This window comes from Arthrobacter sp. NEB 688, from assembly GCF_013201035.1.
GTDB lineage: Bacteria > Actinomycetota > Actinomycetes > Actinomycetales > Dermatophilaceae > Phycicoccus.
In genome coordinates, this window is record NZ_CP053707.1 from 2,010,424 (window position 1) to 2,025,664 (window position 15,241).

The following is a 15,241-nucleotide window of genomic DNA, read 5'->3' on the forward strand; positions in this document are numbered from 1 at the left end:
GCTCAGCCGGCGGGCGCGTGCACCTCGCGGCGCAGGATCTTGCCGGTCGGGCCCTTGGGCAGCGCGTCGACGACCCACACCTTGCGGGGGTACTTGTAGGCGGCGATCCGCTCCTTGGTGAAGGCGATGATGTCCTCCGGCGTGGCGGTCGAGCCCTCGCGCAGCGCGACGGCCGCCCCGACCTGCTCGCCGAGGAGCTCGTCCGGCATCCCGACGACCGCGACCTCGAGGACGTCCGGGTGCTGGTAGACGACCTCCTCGACCTCGCGCGGGTACACGTTCATCCCGCCGCGCAGGATCATGTCCTTCTTGCGGTCGACGATCGTGAAGTAGCCCTCGTCGTCCATCGTCGCGAGGTCGCCGGTGCGGAACCACCCGTCGGGGATGGCCTCGGCGGTGGCGTCCGGGTTCTGCCAGTAGCCCTTCATGACGTTGTCGCCGCGGATCGCGATCTCGCCGACCTCGCCGACGGGGACCTCGTGGCCGTCGAGGTCGACGCAGCGCATCTCGCAGCCGGGGATGGCGACCCCGATGGTCCCGGGCTTGCGCTCGCGGCCGATGAGGTTGAACGAGGCGACCGGCGAGGTCTCGGACAGGCCGTAGCCCTCGAGGATGACGCAGCCGAACTTCTCCTCGAAGGCCTTCATCACCTCGAGCGGCATCGCGGACCCGCCACTGGCACAGGTGCGCAGGCTGCTGGCGTCCATCCCGTCCGAGCTCGGGTGGTTGAGGATCGCGGCGTACATCGTCGGCACGCCCTGCATGATCGTCACCCGCTCCTTCTCGATGACCTCGACCGCGGCCTGCGGGTCGAAGCGGGGGATGAGGGCGAGGGAGGCGCCGGCGATCGTCGCGGCGTTGAGGCCGACGACGAGCCCGAAGACGTGGAAGAGCGGCAGGCACCCCATGACGACGTCGTCGGAGGTCATCTCCTGGATGACCTGCGCCGACCGGGTCGCGTTGAGGTGGATGTTGCTGTGCATGAGCTCGGCGCCCTTGGGGCGGCCGGTCGTGCCCGAGGTGTAGAGGATGATCGCCGTGTCGACGTCCTCGCGGGGCGTCGGCTCGGGGATCGGATCCCCGCCCTCGAAGTCCTGCGGGCCCATCGGGCCGGTCGTGACGACCCGGGTGCCGCTGTTCGCCGCGCCCTTCGTGGCCTCGTCGACGAAGTCCGGCCAGACGAAGGCGATCTTCGCCCCGGAGTTCGTGAAGAAGAAGTCGATCTCGCCCGCCTTGAGGAGCGGGTTCATCGGGACGACGATGCCGCCCGCGAGGAGGATGCCCCAGTAGACGACGGGGAAGGCCGGCACGTTCGGCAGGATGACGGCGACCCGGTCGCCGGGCTGGATGCCGTTCTCGCGCAACGTCCCGGCGACCTTGGCGGCCATGCCGTGCAGCTGGCCGTACGTGATGCCCTGCCCGTTGACCCGGAGCGCGTCCTGGTCGGGGTGCTCGGACGCGGTCGTCGTGAGGTTGGTGGCGAGGTTGGTCATCGGTGCTCCTGGGGGTCCGGCGTCGGTGACGGACCCCCATCCTCATACGGCGGGGTGCGCCCGCGCCAGAGGTCGGCCGCTCGGGGTGCCACCGTGTCGAGGTGGAGGCCGGGGTCAGTCCTCGTCGACCGGGCGCACCTCGACGACGGGGTGGGCCCGCAGCAGCACGCGGGCCGCCTCGACGACCGCCTCGCGGTCCGGCGCCTGCACGACGTAGACGCCGGACAGCTGCTCGACCGTCTCGGCGAACGGCCCGTCGGTGAGGAGCGCCTCCTCCCCGGGGCCGCGGCGCAGCGTCGCCACCCCGGCGCTCGGGCCGAGGGCGGCGCCGCCGGTCACGGAGCCGCCGGCGGCCCGCAGCCGTCCGACGAACTCGACGTCGGTGTCGTAGGTGGCCTGACGCTGCTCCGGGGTGGCGGCCAGCCAGGCGGCCTCGTCGTCGGCGGGGAACATCACGATGAACTCGGGCACGGTGCATCCTCTCGTGGGGGGCTGTCACCGGGATGACGAGCGAGCGCACCGGTTCTCGACCGCCGCCCTCCCACGACCCCGCGGGGTGGCGGGCTAGCCTCGCCGGATGACCGCCGCCGACGAGCTGCTGGCCTCCTGCACGGGCCTGCTCGACCAGTACGAGGCGCTGTGCCGGGACCTCGGGGACGACCTCGTCAGCGCCCGGCCGGAGGAGCTGCCCGGCTCCAACAGCGCCTTCGCCCTCGTCGCCCACGTGGCCGGCGTCATGGCCCGGTGGGGGAGGACGGTCAACCGCGGCCGGCCCGTGCCCCGCGACCGGGACGCCGAGTTCCGGGCGACGGGGACGGTGGAGGAGGCGCTGGCGCTGCTCGGGCGCGCCCGCCGCGAGCTCGTCGAGGACGTGCGGGCCGCCACGCTCGACGCACCGCCGGCCGCCCCGCCCGCCGACGACCCGCACGCCTACCCGACCCAGGGTGCGGTCCTGCTCCACGTCCACGAGGAGCTCGCGCAGCACCTGGGGCAGCTCGAGGTCACGCGCGACGTGCTCCTCGAGCGCGCCCGACGGGACGAGGCCGCGCGCTAGGGTCCGTCGCAGGAGGACGGGGGGTCCGTCCGGGAGGGGCACGTGTGGGGTTCTCGTTCTGGAGCGTGCTGTCGTGGCTCTTCCTCCTGCTCCACCTCGTCCCGCCGGGCGTCGGCCTCCTGCTGACGCTCCGGCTGCGGACCGCGCGGCGCTGGCGGACCTGGGCGCTGCTGGCCTTCGGCCTCGGCCTGTTCTCCGGGCTGTGCCAGGCGGCGCTCACGGGGAGCTACTGGTTCTCCGGGATGTGGGCGATGGGCCCCTACCCGGTCGTGGCACTCGTCCAGACCGGTCTCGGGATGGTGTCGCTGGCCGCCGGGGCGCTCGGGGTGGCGGCGGTGCTCGCCGACCGGCGCGACGACGAGCCGGCCGTGGCGCCGCCACCCGCCCCGGTCAGCCCGTCGTGAGGCTCGTGTGGACCGGCGCCGAGACGGCGCTCGGCGTGACGACCTGCACGCGGTACGAGTAGCGCGTCGCCGCGGCGGGGACGAACACGTCGGTCCACGCGGTGGCGCCGGCGGGCACGGTCGTGCGCAGCGTCCACGGTCCGTCCGGGCGGTAGGCGCCGGTCAGGCCGTCCACGCAGAGGGCGGTGTCGCAGCGCCAGATGCGCACCGGGCCGCGCGCCTGGTTGCGCCAGGTCAGCCGCACACCGGCCGTCACGCGCCGGGCCGCGAGCGACGTCGCGGCCGCGAGGCCGCGACCGGCGGTGTGCGACAGCGGTCCCGTCGTGCTGTCGTGGCCGCTGCGACCGAGCGCCGTGACGGCGTAGAGGTACTCGCGGCCGTCGACGACGGTGTCGTCCCGGTACGACGTGCGGTCGGCGGGCAGCGGCACCCGCACCGTGGTCGCGGCGCAGTCGGCGGCGTCGCAGCGGCCGACGACGTACCCGGCCTCGGTGGTGGCGGCGTCCGACCACGTGACGACGCTCGAGCCGTTCAGGCCCCGTCGGTCGGCGCCGACGTAGGCGGCGGCGAGGGTGGTGGGGGCGGCCGGGGCGCGCCACGCCGTGGTGCCGGTGGCGACCGGCGTCCAGGCGCTGGCGCCCGCGTCGTTGACCCCCCGGACGCGGTAGGACCAGGTCGTGCCGTCCGGCTTGTCCGCGGTGTCGTCGAAGCGGCCCACGTCGAAGCCGGGTGTCGCGTAGCTCATGATGTTCGCGAAGTCGGTGCACGTCGCCCCGAGGCAGCGCTCGATCTCGAAGCGCGTCTCGTTGTCGGGGCTGCTCGCCGGGGTGTTGTCCGTCCAGGTGAGGTGGATCCACCACGCGATCGACGGGTCCGTCGTCGCCACGAGGCCCGAGGGGGCGGTCGGCGGGAGGGTCGCGGCGGCGGCGGGGGACACCGAGGCGCCCGACGCCAGGAGGGCGAGGGCCACGACGGCGAGGGCGGTGCGGGTCGGACGGATCGGCATGGGCACCTCGACAACTCGGGGAGTGGTGCACGGACCGTAGGAGGGGCCCGCGTCCATCCGACAGTGGCCGAAGGTCCTACGACCGGGCCGTTCCGCCCTGGCGAACGCGCCACCACGCCGCCGACCGTCGGTGCCCTGCGGCAGGATGGCGGGGTGAGCGAGACCCCGACCGACCCCGCCGCCCAGGAGCCCGCCGCCCCCGTCCCCGACGACGTGCGGCACGAGTGGGAGTCCCTGGCCGAGGAGGCCCGCGGCCACCAGTTCGCCTACCACGTCAAGGACGCGCCGACGGTGAGCGACGGCGAGTACGACGCCCTCATGCGCCGGCTGAACGAGATCGAGGACGGGCACCCCGCCCTGCGCACGCCCGAGAGCCCCACCCAGCAGGTCGGTGGCGCCGTCTTCTCCACGGAGTTCCAGGCCGTCGACCACCTCGAGCGGATGCTCAGCCTCGACAACGCGTTCTCGACCGAGGAGATGCTCGAGTGGAGCGCGCGGGTCGCGCGTGACGCGGGCGGGGCCGAGCTGCACTACCTCTGCGAGCTGAAGATCGACGGGCTCGCGGTCAACCTGCTCTACGAGAAGGGGCGCCTCACCCGTGCCCTGACCCGCGGCGACGGCCGCACCGGCGAGGACGTCACCCTCAACGTGCGCACCGTCCGGGGCATCCCGACCGAGCTCGAGGCGACCCCCGAGCACCCGGTGCCCGACCTCGTCGAGGTGCGCGGCGAGGTCTACTTCCCCCTCGAGGCCTTCGGTGACCTCAACGCCCAGCTCGTCGAGGCGGGGAAGCCGCCCTACGCCAACCCGCGCAACACGGCGGCGGGGTCCCTGCGGCAGAAGGACCCCCGGGTCACGGCGAGCCGTGAGCTCCGGATGCTCGTCCACGGCATCGGCAAGCGGGAGGGATTCGACCTGACGAGGCAGAGCGAGGCCTACGCCGCGCTCGGGGCGTGGGGCCTGCCGATCTCCACCCACTTCCGCGTCGTCGACTCGATCGAGGAGGTGAACGCCTTCATCGCGCACACGGGCGAGCACCGCCACGACGTCGAGCACGAGATCGACGGGGTCGTCGTGAAGATCGACGAGATCTCGGTGCAGCGCCGACTCGGATCCACCTCGCGCGCCCCGCGCTGGGCCATCGCCTTCAAGTACCCGCCCGAGGAGGTGAACACGAGGCTCCTCGACATCCAGGTCAACGTCGGGCGGACCGGTCGCGTCACCCCCTTCGGCGTCATGGAACCGGTCGTCGTCGCCGGGTCCACGGTGGAGCGCGCGACCCTGCACAACGCGACGGAGGTGCAGCGCAAGGGCGTCCTCATCGGCGACACCGTCGTGCTGCGCAAGGCCGGCGACGTCATCCCCGAGATCCTCGGCCCGGTCGTCGACCTGCGCGACGGCACCGAGCGCGAGTTCGTCATGCCGACCGAGTGTCCTTCCTGCGGAACGCCCCTGGCGCCGGAGAAGGAGGGCGACAAGGACATCCGCTGTCCCAACGCCCGGAGCTGCCCCTCGCAGCTGAGGGAGCGGCTGGCCGGGCTGGCCGGCCGGGGCGCCTTCGACATCGAGGCCCTGGGCTGGGAGGGGTCCGTGGCCCTGCTGGAGTCCGGAGTCCTGGACGACCCCGATCTCGGCGGACCCAGCGAGGCGATGGTGTTCTCCCTCACCGCAGCCGACGTCGCCCGCGTGCCGCTCTACACCCGCGCGGCGAAGAAGACCGACTCCGAGGACGCGGTCGTCGACGGGCGCGTCCTGTCGGCCAACGGGCAGCGGCTCGTCGACAACCTCGGCTCCGCCAAGGACCAGCCGCTGTGGCGCGTCCTCGTCGCCCTCTCGATCCGTCACGTCGGGCCCACGGCCGCCCGGGCGCTCGCCCAGCACCTCGGCTCGATGGAGCGCGTGCGCGAGGCGAGCCTCGAGGAGCTGGCCGGCGTCGAGGGCGTCGGCCCGGTCATCGCGCAGGCGGTCCGCGAGTGGTTCGACGGCGAGGGCTCCGACTGGCACCGGCGCATCGTCGAGCAGTGGGCGGCCGACGGCGTGCGGATGGAGGACGAGCGTGACGAGTCGGTCGAGCAGACCCTCGCCGGCCTCACCGTCGTCGTCACCGGCTCGCTCGAGGGCTACTCGCGCGACGAGGCCAAGGAGGCGATCCTCGGCCGGGGCGGCAAGGCGTCCGGGTCGGTGTCGAAGAAGACCGACTACGTCGTCGTCGGCGCCAACGCCGGCACCAAGGAGGACAAGGCGCGCGAGCTCGGGCTCACCATCCTCGACGAGGGGCAGTTCACCCGCCTGCTCGAGACCGGCTCGCCCGACTGAGCCGCCGGGCCGGGGGCCGTCAGTGGTGGCCCTCGACCTGGTTCTGGATGGCCTCGTTGATGTTCTTGCCCGCGTCGGACGCGTTGCCCGGGACCCCGTTCCGGAACGCCTCGCGCACGACCTTCTCCCAGAGGGCGGGGTCGTTGGCGAACAGGTGCCGGTACTGCGGCTTGACGTTGACGAGGTTCATCGCGTCGCGCACCGACATCCCGTTGAGCAGGTGCGCCGGGTCGTTGACGACGTTGCTCCAGCGCAGGTTCGGGTGGTTCGGCACGGAGTAGCGGTTGCCCAGGAAGCGGGGGATGTCGTTGAGGATGTCCCGCAGCTCGTGCATCAGGCTGTCGAGGTCGGTGACCGAGTTCTTGAGCCCGGTGATCTTCGGGCCGATCTCGGCGACCAGCGCCGAGACGCGGGTCGTCGCCTGGTGGATGATCAGCGGGGTCGCGGCGCCGAGGGTGATGACGAGCTCGGTGACGTAGCTGCAGATCGCGCCGACGATCTGCGAGAGCGCGTCGCGCAGCACGCCGTGGACGAACCCGACGATGACCGCGGCGACCTCGGTGCCGATCGACATCGCCCGCGCCGCACCGGAGTAGAAGGAGAGACGGTCCGACATCTCGTCGACGTGCTGCCGGTAGCGCTCCATGTTGGGGCCCGACATGCCCTCGAGCTTCTGGTTCGCGCCCATGACGAAGGTCGTGTTGCTCGCCGAGATGCTGTTGGCGACGTTGAGCCAGGTGCCGGCGAAGGCGCCGACCTCCTCGGGGTTGCCGGCGAGGTCGTCGAACCAGCCCTTGATCGGGTCGAGGTGGTCGATGATCCACCCGATCCCCGCGGCGAAGAGGCTGCCGAGCGGGTCGCTGACCGTCGCGACGACGTCGAACCCGACCGCCACGCCCGAGAGGGCGGCGTCCACCCAGCTGCGGTCGCCGATGGCCTGGCAGAGCGAGACGCCGGAGTCGATGAGCCCGGCGCCGGAGGTCGCGGACCGCTCGCCCGGGGCGACGACGAGGTCGCTCATCGGCCGGCCCCCGCCACGTTGCCGGCGGCGCTCGCGTCGTCGTCCTGGTAGTTGGTCACCTGCGTGCGCAGGATGCTCACCGTCTCGCCGAGGTCGGCGGCGGCGTCGGAGATGCCGGAGTTGACGGCTCCCGCGAACAGCCCGACCGTCGAGGCGAGGAACTGGTTGATGACCCCGAACGCCGACCCGTCGAGCATGGTCTCCGCGGCGGTCGAGCACGAGCGCACGTCGGCCTCGATCCCGGCCAGGCTCACGGCGTGCTGCTGGATGCCCGTGGGGTTCACGTCGTACTGCACGGTGGTTCCGTCCCTCCCGAGGTCCCTCGACCCCTCCGCCCGTACGATATGCGGACCGCTCCCGGAAGACGATGGGGAGCGCTCCCCACCGGGTGTCGGAGCGGGAAACTCGACCGAAGGGACGACCGATGGCCTGGGGGCTGCGGCTTCTGCTCGTGCTGGCGGGGATCGGGGTGGTCGGCATCGCGGCGCTCGCCCTGTGGCTCATCGTCCGGCCCGTCGTGACCGAGGCGCTCCGCGCACGGGAGGCCGGCAACTGGTGGGTCCCGTTCCTGCCGAACGGGACCGGCGGCTACGGGCCGCTGGCGGAGAACCACTGGTGGTCCGCCATGCGGGCCGAGACGCCCGGCTCCTCCGGTGGCCTCGCGGTGCGGTGGGGCTTCTGGTCGCTCATGAGCGTGCTGCTCGTCGTCGCCGCCGGCAGCATCGTGGTCAACGTCCTGCGCCTGATCGCGCGCGGGTGGACCGCGGTCGGCTAGCGGCTCACCACATCCCCCCGCCGGACGGCGGCGGGGTCGGCGGACGGCGTGGCGCGCGGTCGCCCTCGTCGGTCCCGTTGTGCAGCACGGCCGGCCGGTGGAGGGCGCCGGCCTCCCACTGCTCACGGACGGTCCGGACCTCGGAGGCGTCCTCGCCGAAGGCGTCCTCCGCGGAACGCACGACGTGCCGGGCGACCTCGGCGCGGGCGCGCGAGATGGCTTCCCCCACACGGGCGGCCAGCGCGTCGCCACCGTCGGCGCAGGCGCTGGTCGCGATCCGCAGGTCGACGAGGGCGCCGGTGCCGCTCACCGTGGCCCGCACGCCCTCGTGTTCCCCGGCGGCACGCTGCTGCTCGGCGGTGCGGCGCCACTCGAGGGCGGTCCGCGCGCGGGCCGCGAGCCGGTCGAGCTCCGACTGGCCGAGGCCGTCGATGCGGCTGAGGTCGTCGAACCCGCTCACCAGGCACCTCCCTGCGGCCGGCGGCCGGGGTCCGGATCGTCGCGCTCGGCCCGCGGGGTGAGCCGCTCCACCTCGTCCGTCACCGCCGCGGTCGTGGCCGTCCCGGCGCCCCAGGTGGCCGCGGTGGACTCCTCGGTGCGCCGGCGCAGGTCGCTCTGGGCCTGCGCGTGCGCCTCGAGCACGGCGTGGGCGACGGCCTGCCCGCCGTGCCCGGCGGCGGTGTCGCTGATGCCGAGCCCGACGACGGTGCCGCCGAGGTCGACCTCGACGCTCACGCCGCCGCGCAGGGCCGTGCCCCGGCCGGTCAGCTGCTCCATCTCGCGCGCCCAGACGCCGGCCCGCTGCGCGCGCTCGTGCGCGGCCTCGATCTGGGCGTCGACGTCTCCGTAGCCGTTCCCGGCCGATGACCCCACCATGGGCGTCACCCTAGACGACCGGAGGGCGGCCGGCGCGGGGTCGGGAGGGCTACCGTGCCGGGGTGGACGACAGCGGGCGCGAGGTGGTGGTGCGGGTGCAGCGAGGGCTGCGCCTGCTGGGGACGGTGCTCATGGGTCCGCTCTGCGCGGGCATCCTCGTCGCCGTGCTCGACGCCGCCCGGGCGGGCGACCCCGGTGTCCCGCTGGGCCGCTCGGGCTGGTCGGGCTACGTCGCGCTGGGCTGGGCCGTCTCCCTCGTCCTCCTGCTCGTCATGGCCGGGTCGCTCCTCGTGCTGTGGCGCACCGAGGTCCGCGTGGGTCCGTGGGCCGTCAGCCGGCGGACGGCGTTCGGCCGGCGCGAGACGGGGCTGCAGGACCTGCGCCGGGTCGTGCTGCGCGGGCCGTCCGCGCACGGTCCGACCGGGCCCCGTCCGGCGGCCCTGGTCCTCGTCGACAAGGACGGACGGACGGTGGCGGCGCTGCGGCCCACCGAGACCGGCTTCCCCGAGGCGCTCGCGGTGGTGCGCGGCTGGGTGGAGCGCCGTCCCGACCTCGTGACGGACGAGGACACCGCGGCGCTGCTCGGGGCGGTCGACGCCGGCCCCCGCGCCTGAGCGTCGGCGTCAGTCGACCGGGGTGCTGCGCAGCGCCCGTGGCGCGTTGAGGTCGAGCGCGACCGCCACGACGCGGATGGCGAAGACCAGTCCGACGCAGAGCCACGCGGTGAGGGGCGAGAGCGCCCCGACGTGGTGCAGCAGCACGACGAGCGCGGCCCCGACGAGGGCCGGCACCGCGTAGAGCTCGCGCTGGAGCACCTCGGGCACCTGGCGGGCGAGGACGTCCCGCAGCACGCCGCCCCCGACGGCGGTGATCCCGCCGATGAGGATGGCCGCGAAGGGCCCGGCCGAGCGGTCGAGCGCGACGAGGGCGCCGCTCACCGCGAAGACGGCCAGACCGGCGGCGTCGAGCATCCGGACGGCGTACGAGACCCGCCAGCGCGCGTGCGGGCGCGCGGCGGAGGCCTGCTCCCAGGTGCCGTGCAGGAGGAACACCCCGAGCCCGGCCGTCACCGCCGCCGCGAGGAGCCGCCAGTCGCTCACCGCCACCGGTGGGGTGATCCCGAGGAAGAGGTCGCGGATGATCCCGCCGCCGAGGCCGGCGACCCAGCCGAGCACGAGGATGCCGAAGAGGTCCAGCCCCCGGCGCACGGCGACGATGGCCCCGGACAGCGCGAAGACGAGGACCCCGACGACGTCGAGGACCGTCTGGAGCGACGCCGTGTCGGTGAGCACCCGCAGATTGTCGCAGTGCCCCCACCCATAGACTGACCGCCATGGCCGACCTGACCCGCGACGACGTCGCCCACCTCGCCGGGCTCGCCCGCATCGACCTCTCGGACGCCGAGCTCGACCGGATGGTCGGGGAGCTCGGCGTCATCCTCGAGTCCGTCGCGACGGTGCAGCAGGCCCCGATCGCCGACGTCGAGCCGATGAGCCACCCGCTGCCGCTCGTCAACGTCACCCGGCCGGACGTCGTCCGGCCGTCGCTGACGCCGCAGGAGGCGCTCTCGGGCGCCCCCGAGAGCGAGCAGCAGCGCTTCAGCGTGCCCCGCATCCTGGACGAGGAGTGAGTGACCGCGTGACCACGGACCTGACCCGCGCGACCGCCGCCGAGCTCGCCGACCTCCTCGGCGCCGGCTCCGTCTCCTCCCGCGAGGTGACCCGCGCCCTGCTCGACCGCACGACCGCCGTCGACGGCGTCGTGCGCTCCTACCTCCACGTCGACGAGGACGGCGCGCTCGCCGCCGCCGACGACGTCGACCGCCGCCGCGCCGCGGGGGAGGGCCTGCACGCCCTCGCCGGCGTGCCGATCGCCGTCAAGGACGTCATGGCCACGCGCGGCCTGCCGACGACCTGCGGCAGCCGCATCCTCGAGGGCTGGGTGCCGCCGTACGACGCGACCGTCGTGCGCCGCCTGCGCGAGGCCGGCATGCCGATCCTCGGCAAGACGAACATGGACGAGTTCGCGATGGGCTCCTCGACCGAGCACAGCGCCTTCGGCCCGAGCCACAACCCGTGGGACCTCGACCGCATCCCCGGCGGCTCCGGCGGTGGCTCGTCCTCGGTCGTCGCCTCCTTCCAGGCGCCGCTGGCCATCGGCACCGACACCGGAGGCTCCATCCGCCAGCCGGCCGCCGTCACCGGCACGGTCGGCACCAAGCCGACGTACGGCGGCGTCTCGCGCTACGGCCTCGTGGCCCTGGCCTCCTCGCTCGACCAGGCCGGCCCGTGCAGCCGCACCGTGCTGGACTCGGCTCTCCTGCACGAGGTCATCGCCGGTCACGACCCGATGGACTCGACCTCCGTCGACGCCCCGGTGCCCGCCGTCGTCGAGGCCGCCCGCCGCGCCGACGTGAGCGGGATGCGCATCGGCATCGTCCGCGAGCTGACCGGCGAGGGCTTCCAGCCCGGCGTGCAGGCCCGCTTCGACGAGGCCGTCCAGCACCTCGTCGACGCCGGGGCCGAGGTCGTCGAGGTCTCGTGCCCGTCCTTCACCTACGCGCTCGCCGCGTACTACCTCATCCTCCCGAGCGAGGCGAGCAGCAACCTCGCCAAGTTCGACGCGATGCGCTACGGGATGCGCGTCACCCCGGACGGCGTCGACGCCCCGAGCGCCGAGCAGGTCATGGCCGCCACCCGCGACGCCGGCTTCGGCGACGAGGTCAAGCGCCGCATCATCCTCGGCACCTACGCGCTCTCGAGCGGCTACTACGACGCCTACTACGGCTCCGCGCAGAAGGTACGCCGCCTCATCGCGAACGACTTCGCGGCCGCCTTCGAGACCGCCGACGTCCTCGTGACGCCGACCGCGCCGACCACCGCGTTCCGCCTCGGCGACAAGCTCGACGACCCGATGTCCATGTACCTCAACGACATCGCGACGATCCCGGCCAACCTCGCCGGCATCCCGGGCCTCTCGCTGCCGAGCGGCCTCGCCGACGAGGACGGCCTCCCCGCCGGTTTCCAGGTGCTCGCGCCGGCGATGGTCGACGACCGCCTGTACTCGGTCGGCGCCGCCCTCGAGGCACGCCTGGCCGCCGCCTGGGGCGGCCCCCTGCTGGACCGCGCGCCCGACCTGACGGAGGTGTCCCGATGAGCACGACCACCGGTGAGCGCACGCTCTCGTTCGACGAGGCGCTGGCGACCTTCGACCCCGTCATGGGGCTCGAGGTGCACGTCGAGCTCGGCACGAACACGAAGATGTTCTGCGGCTGCCCGACCGAGTTCGGCGCCGAGCCGAACACGCAGGTCTGCCCGGTGTGCCTCGGCCTGCCGGGGGCCCTGCCTGTCGTCAACGCGGTCGCGGTCGAGTCGGCCATCCGGATCGGGCTGGCGCTCAACTGTTCCATCGCGGAGTGGTGCCGGTTCGCCCGGAAGAACTACTTCTACCCGGACATGCCGAAGAACTTCCAGACCTCGCAGTACGACGAGCCCATCGCCTTCGACGGCCACCTCGACGTCGAGCTCGAGGACGGGTCGACCTTCCGCGTCGAGATCGAGCGCGCGCACATGGAGGAGGACACCGGCAAGTCCCTCCACGTCGGTGGCGCGACCGGGCGCATCCACGGCGCGACGCACAGCCTCGTCGACTACAACCGCGCGGGCATCCCCCTCATCGAGATCGTCACCAAGCCGATCGTCGCCACCCGCGAGAAGGCCCCCGAGGTCGCCAAGGCGTACGTCGCGACGCTTCGCGACCTGCTCAAGGCGATGGACGTCTCCGACGTGAAGATGGAGCAGGGCTCGATGCGCTGCGACGTCAACCTCTCGCTCATGCCGCGTGACGGCGACACCTTCGGCACGCGCACCGAGACCAAGAACGTCAACTCGCTGCGCTCGGTCGAGCGGGCCGTGCGCTACGAGATCGGGCGCCACGCAGCCGTGCTCACCGACGGCGGCTCCATCACGCAGGAGACGCGGCACTGGCACGAGGACACCGGCATCACGACCTCGGGCCGCATCAAGTCCGACGCCGAGGACTACCGCTACTTCCCCGAGCCCGACCTCGTGCCGGTCGCGCCCTCGCGCGAGACCGTCGAGGCGCTGCGGGCCACGCTGCCCGAGCCGCCGGCCGAGCGCCGTCGCCGTCTGCAGACCGCGTGGGGCTACAGCGACCTCGAGATGCGTGACGTCCTCAACGCCGGGCTCGTCGGGCTCGTCGAGGAGACCGTCGCCGCGGGGGCCTCGCCGGCCGCCGCGCGCAAGTGGTGGTCCGGCGAGATCGCGCGCCGCGCCAACACCGAGGGCGAGGACGTGCCGGCCTACGCCGCCCGCCTCGGCGTCACCCCGGCGCACGTCGTCGAGCTCGAGGGGCTGGTCACCAGCGGCCGCCTCAACGACTCGATGGCCCGCCAGGCGTGGGAGGGCGTCCTCGACGGCGAGGGCACCCCGACGGCCGTCGCCGACGCCCGCGGGCTCGAGCTCGTCCAGGACACCGGGGCGCTCGAGGCGGCCGTCGACGCGGTCATCGCCGCCAACCCCGACGTCGCCGCGAAGATCCGCGACGGCAAGGTCCAGGCGGTCGGCGCGCTCATCGGGCAGGTCATGCGCGAGATGAAGGGCCAGGCCGACGCCGGCGCGGCCCGGGCGATCATCCTCGAGCGGCTCGGCCAGGCCTGAGGCCGCCCGCCGTCGCCCACCCCACACGGCGGCCGGTGGGGATGACCAGCGCGGCCGTCGGGTGCATGATCGGGGCATGACCAGCGCCGCCCGAGACCGCGTCCTCGTCCTGCTCCGGCACGCCAAGACGGAGGAGAGCAACCCGGGTGGCGACCACGAGCGGGAGCTGACCGGCCGCGGCCGCCGCGACGCGAGCGCCGCCGGCCGGTGGCTGCACGAGCACGCCATCGGCATCGACGAGGTGCTGTGCTCGACCTCCGAGCGCACCCGGCAGACGTGCGAGCTGGTCTGGGAGGCGGGCTGCCCCGAGGCCGACGTGCACCACGACCGGCGCATCTACGACGCGTCGCCCGAGGCCCTGCTCGACGTCGTCCACGAGGCCGACGACGACGCCGACGTCGTCATGGTCGTCGGGCACGCCCCCGGCATCCCGGCCCTGGCCGAGCTGCTCGCCGACGGCGAGGGCAGCGCCGAGGGGCACCGGGCGATGGCCGAGGGCTTCCCGACCTGCGCGCTGGCGGTGCTGCACTACGCCGGGCGCTGGTCCGACCTCGCCTTCGGCGACGCCGTGCTCGAGCGCTTCCACGTCGCCCGCGGCTGAGCGCCGCGCGCCCGCTCAGGGGCGCAGGTCGAGCGCCCCGGCGACGCCGGTCCAGTAGCGGACGCGGTCGGAGCGGGTCGTGCGCGTCGACGGCAGGACGCTCGTCGGGCGCGGGCGGCGGTCGTGCCAGAGCCGGCCCGGCTCCGGCGCCGGCTCGGTCGCGACCGTCCAGACGGTCGTGTCGCTGCCCGCGGCGTCCGAGCGCAGGACGGGGCGCAGCGCCTTCGAGAAGGTCGGCAGGGAGGCGTCGAGCCCCGGCGTGCGCGCCCAGCCCGGGTGCGTCGCGTGGACCGTGACACCCCGCGGGGCCCAGCGCTCGGTGAGCACCGGCAGCAGCTCGACCTGGCCGCGCTTGCTGCGGGCGTAGGCCACCGAGCCGCTGTAGGTCCCCGTCGTGTACTCGGGGTCGTCGACGGGCAGCGGCTGCGTGTACATCCCGCCGGAGGTGACGAGGACGACGCGGCCGGCGTCCTGCTCGAGCACCGGCAGGAGCAGCTCGGTCATGAGGACCGGGCCGAGGACGTGGAGGGCGAGGGTCAGCTCGTGGCCCTGCGGCGACTCGGTCCGCTCCGCCGGGAGGGCCCCGGCGTTGTGCACGAGGCCGCGCAGCGGCAGGTCGGCGGCGGCGAAGCGGCCCGCGAAGGTGCGCACGGAGTCGAGGTCGGAGACGTCGCACCGCCAGACGCGGGCGGCGTCCGGCCGCCCGACCGCCGCGGCGACCTGCGCGGCCACGCGCTCGCCCCGCTCGGTGTCGCGGACGACGAGGTGGACCGTGGCCCCGAGGGCCGCGAGGTCGAGGGCCGTGCGCCGGCCGAGGCCGGAGGTGGCGCCGGTGACGGCGACGTGCCGGCCGGCGAGGCCGCCCACGGCGGGGTCCGCGGGCCAGCCGGGCAGCCGCCGGCGCACCGCGAGCCCGAGGGCCGTGAAGCCGGGGGCGACGGTGCGGTCGAGGGCGGTGTCGAGCAGCCGGGCGGCGGCCCGGGGGAGGCCGGGGGCGTTCTCGCGCATGCCCCGGA

The 15,241-nt window shown here is 74.1% G+C and carries 18 protein-coding genes; 9 read left to right on the plus strand and 9 right to left on the minus strand.

The window, feature by feature from the left end; genetic code table 11:
* Window positions 1-2 precede the first annotated feature (2 nt).
* Both HL663_RS09505 and HL663_RS09510 read right to left on the minus strand, forming a co-directional pair.
* Window positions 3-1,493 carry a long-chain-fatty-acid--CoA ligase gene (locus tag HL663_RS09505; RefSeq protein WP_173028161.1) on the minus strand — a complete coding sequence of 497 codons (1,491 nt, stop codon included), beginning with the start codon at window positions 1,491-1,493 and terminating at the stop codon, window positions 3-5.
* Between the two features lie 114 nt (window positions 1,494-1,607).
* Complete coding sequence (locus HL663_RS09510; RefSeq protein WP_173028162.1) at window positions 1,608-1,964, minus strand: YciI family protein; 357 nt, start codon at window positions 1,962-1,964, stop codon at window positions 1,608-1,610.
* Between the two features lie 106 nt (window positions 1,965-2,070).
* On the opposite strand from HL663_RS09510, the gene HL663_RS09515 reads away from it, so the two are divergent.
* Window positions 2,071-2,547: a mycothiol transferase gene (locus tag HL663_RS09515; protein ID WP_173028163.1), complete on the plus strand. Its 477-nt coding sequence runs from the start codon at window positions 2,071-2,073 to the stop codon at window positions 2,545-2,547.
* Window positions 2,548-2,591: 44 nt separating this feature from the next.
* Entirely contained in the window at window positions 2,592-2,951 is a 360-nt protein-coding gene (locus HL663_RS09520) for a hypothetical protein (protein WP_173028164.1), read from the plus strand.
* On the opposite strand, the gene HL663_RS09525 is transcribed toward HL663_RS09520, so the two are convergent.
* The gene (locus HL663_RS09525) at window positions 2,938-3,957 is read right to left on the minus strand and encodes a hypothetical protein (protein WP_173028165.1); all 1,020 of its coding nucleotides are present in this window, start codon (window positions 3,955-3,957) and stop codon (window positions 2,938-2,940) included. The two genes, HL663_RS09520 and HL663_RS09525, sit on opposite strands and share 14 nt — an antisense overlap.
* A gap of 153 nt (window positions 3,958-4,110) precedes the next feature.
* Between HL663_RS09525 and ligA the strand changes: the two genes are divergently transcribed.
* Window positions 4,111-6,273, plus strand: coding sequence for an NAD-dependent DNA ligase LigA (ligA, locus tag HL663_RS09530; protein ID WP_216842713.1), 2,163 nt, complete (start codon window positions 4,111-4,113; stop codon window positions 6,271-6,273).
* Between the two features lie 19 nt (window positions 6,274-6,292).
* On the opposite strand, the gene HL663_RS09535 is transcribed toward ligA, so the two are convergent.
* Both HL663_RS09535 and HL663_RS09540 read right to left on the minus strand, forming a co-directional pair.
* Window positions 6,293-7,294, minus strand: coding sequence for a hypothetical protein (locus tag HL663_RS09535; RefSeq protein ID WP_173028166.1), 1,002 nt, complete (start codon window positions 7,292-7,294; stop codon window positions 6,293-6,295).
* The gene (locus HL663_RS09540; RefSeq protein WP_173028167.1) at window positions 7,291-7,590 is read right to left on the minus strand and encodes a hypothetical protein; all 300 of its coding nucleotides are present in this window, start codon (window positions 7,588-7,590) and stop codon (window positions 7,291-7,293) included. Before HL663_RS09540 ends, HL663_RS09535 begins: the two co-directional genes overlap by 4 nt.
* A gap of 128 nt (window positions 7,591-7,718) precedes the next feature.
* Between HL663_RS09540 and HL663_RS09545 the strand changes: the two genes are divergently transcribed.
* A complete protein-coding gene (locus HL663_RS09545; protein ID WP_173028168.1) occupies window positions 7,719-8,069 on the plus strand; it encodes a hypothetical protein in 351 nt (116 codons plus the stop codon).
* Between the two features lie 4 nt (window positions 8,070-8,073).
* On the opposite strand, the gene HL663_RS09550 is transcribed toward HL663_RS09545, so the two are convergent.
* The gene (locus tag HL663_RS09550) at window positions 8,074-8,529 is read right to left on the minus strand and encodes a hypothetical protein (protein WP_173028169.1); all 456 of its coding nucleotides are present in this window, start codon (window positions 8,527-8,529) and stop codon (window positions 8,074-8,076) included.
* Window positions 8,526-8,945: a YbaB/EbfC family nucleoid-associated protein gene (locus tag HL663_RS09555; RefSeq protein WP_173028170.1), complete on the minus strand. Its 420-nt coding sequence runs from the start codon at window positions 8,943-8,945 to the stop codon at window positions 8,526-8,528. Before HL663_RS09555 ends, HL663_RS09550 begins: the two co-directional genes overlap by 4 nt.
* Before the next feature lie 62 nt (window positions 8,946-9,007).
* Here HL663_RS09555 and HL663_RS09560 point away from each other — a divergent pair, with 62 nt between their 5' ends.
* Window positions 9,008-9,559 (plus strand): hypothetical protein, encoded by a 552-nt coding sequence (locus tag HL663_RS09560; RefSeq protein ID WP_173028171.1) that lies wholly within the window; start codon window positions 9,008-9,010, stop codon window positions 9,557-9,559.
* A gap of 9 nt (window positions 9,560-9,568) precedes the next feature.
* Here HL663_RS09560 and HL663_RS09565 read toward each other — a convergent pair whose 3' ends face one another.
* The gene (locus HL663_RS09565; protein ID WP_173028172.1) at window positions 9,569-10,237 is read right to left on the minus strand and encodes a trimeric intracellular cation channel family protein; all 669 of its coding nucleotides are present in this window, start codon (window positions 10,235-10,237) and stop codon (window positions 9,569-9,571) included.
* 41 nt (window positions 10,238-10,278) lie between these two features.
* Here HL663_RS09565 and gatC point away from each other — a divergent pair, with 41 nt between their 5' ends.
* The 4 genes from gatC to HL663_RS09585 all read left to right on the plus strand — a co-directional run bounded on the left by gatC (window position 10,279) and on the right by HL663_RS09585 (window position 14,225).
* Window positions 10,279-10,575, plus strand: coding sequence for an Asp-tRNA(Asn)/Glu-tRNA(Gln) amidotransferase subunit GatC (gatC, locus tag HL663_RS09570; RefSeq protein WP_173028173.1), 297 nt, complete (start codon window positions 10,279-10,281; stop codon window positions 10,573-10,575).
* 8 nt (window positions 10,576-10,583) lie between these two features.
* Entirely contained in the window at window positions 10,584-12,101 is a 1,518-nt protein-coding gene (gene gatA, locus HL663_RS09575) for an Asp-tRNA(Asn)/Glu-tRNA(Gln) amidotransferase subunit GatA (RefSeq protein ID WP_173028174.1), read from the plus strand.
* Window positions 12,098-13,624, plus strand: coding sequence for an Asp-tRNA(Asn)/Glu-tRNA(Gln) amidotransferase subunit GatB (gatB, locus tag HL663_RS09580; RefSeq protein ID WP_173028175.1), 1,527 nt, complete (start codon window positions 12,098-12,100; stop codon window positions 13,622-13,624). The genes gatA and gatB overlap by 4 nt, the downstream gene beginning before the upstream one ends.
* Before the next feature lie 76 nt (window positions 13,625-13,700).
* Window positions 13,701-14,225, plus strand: coding sequence for a SixA phosphatase family protein (locus tag HL663_RS09585; protein WP_173028176.1), 525 nt, complete (start codon window positions 13,701-13,703; stop codon window positions 14,223-14,225).
* A gap of 15 nt (window positions 14,226-14,240) precedes the next feature.
* Here HL663_RS09585 and HL663_RS09590 read toward each other — a convergent pair whose 3' ends face one another.
* The gene (locus tag HL663_RS09590) at window positions 14,241-15,233 is read right to left on the minus strand and encodes an SDR family NAD(P)-dependent oxidoreductase (RefSeq protein WP_173028177.1); all 993 of its coding nucleotides are present in this window, start codon (window positions 15,231-15,233) and stop codon (window positions 14,241-14,243) included.
* Window positions 15,234-15,241: the final 8 nt, after the last annotated feature.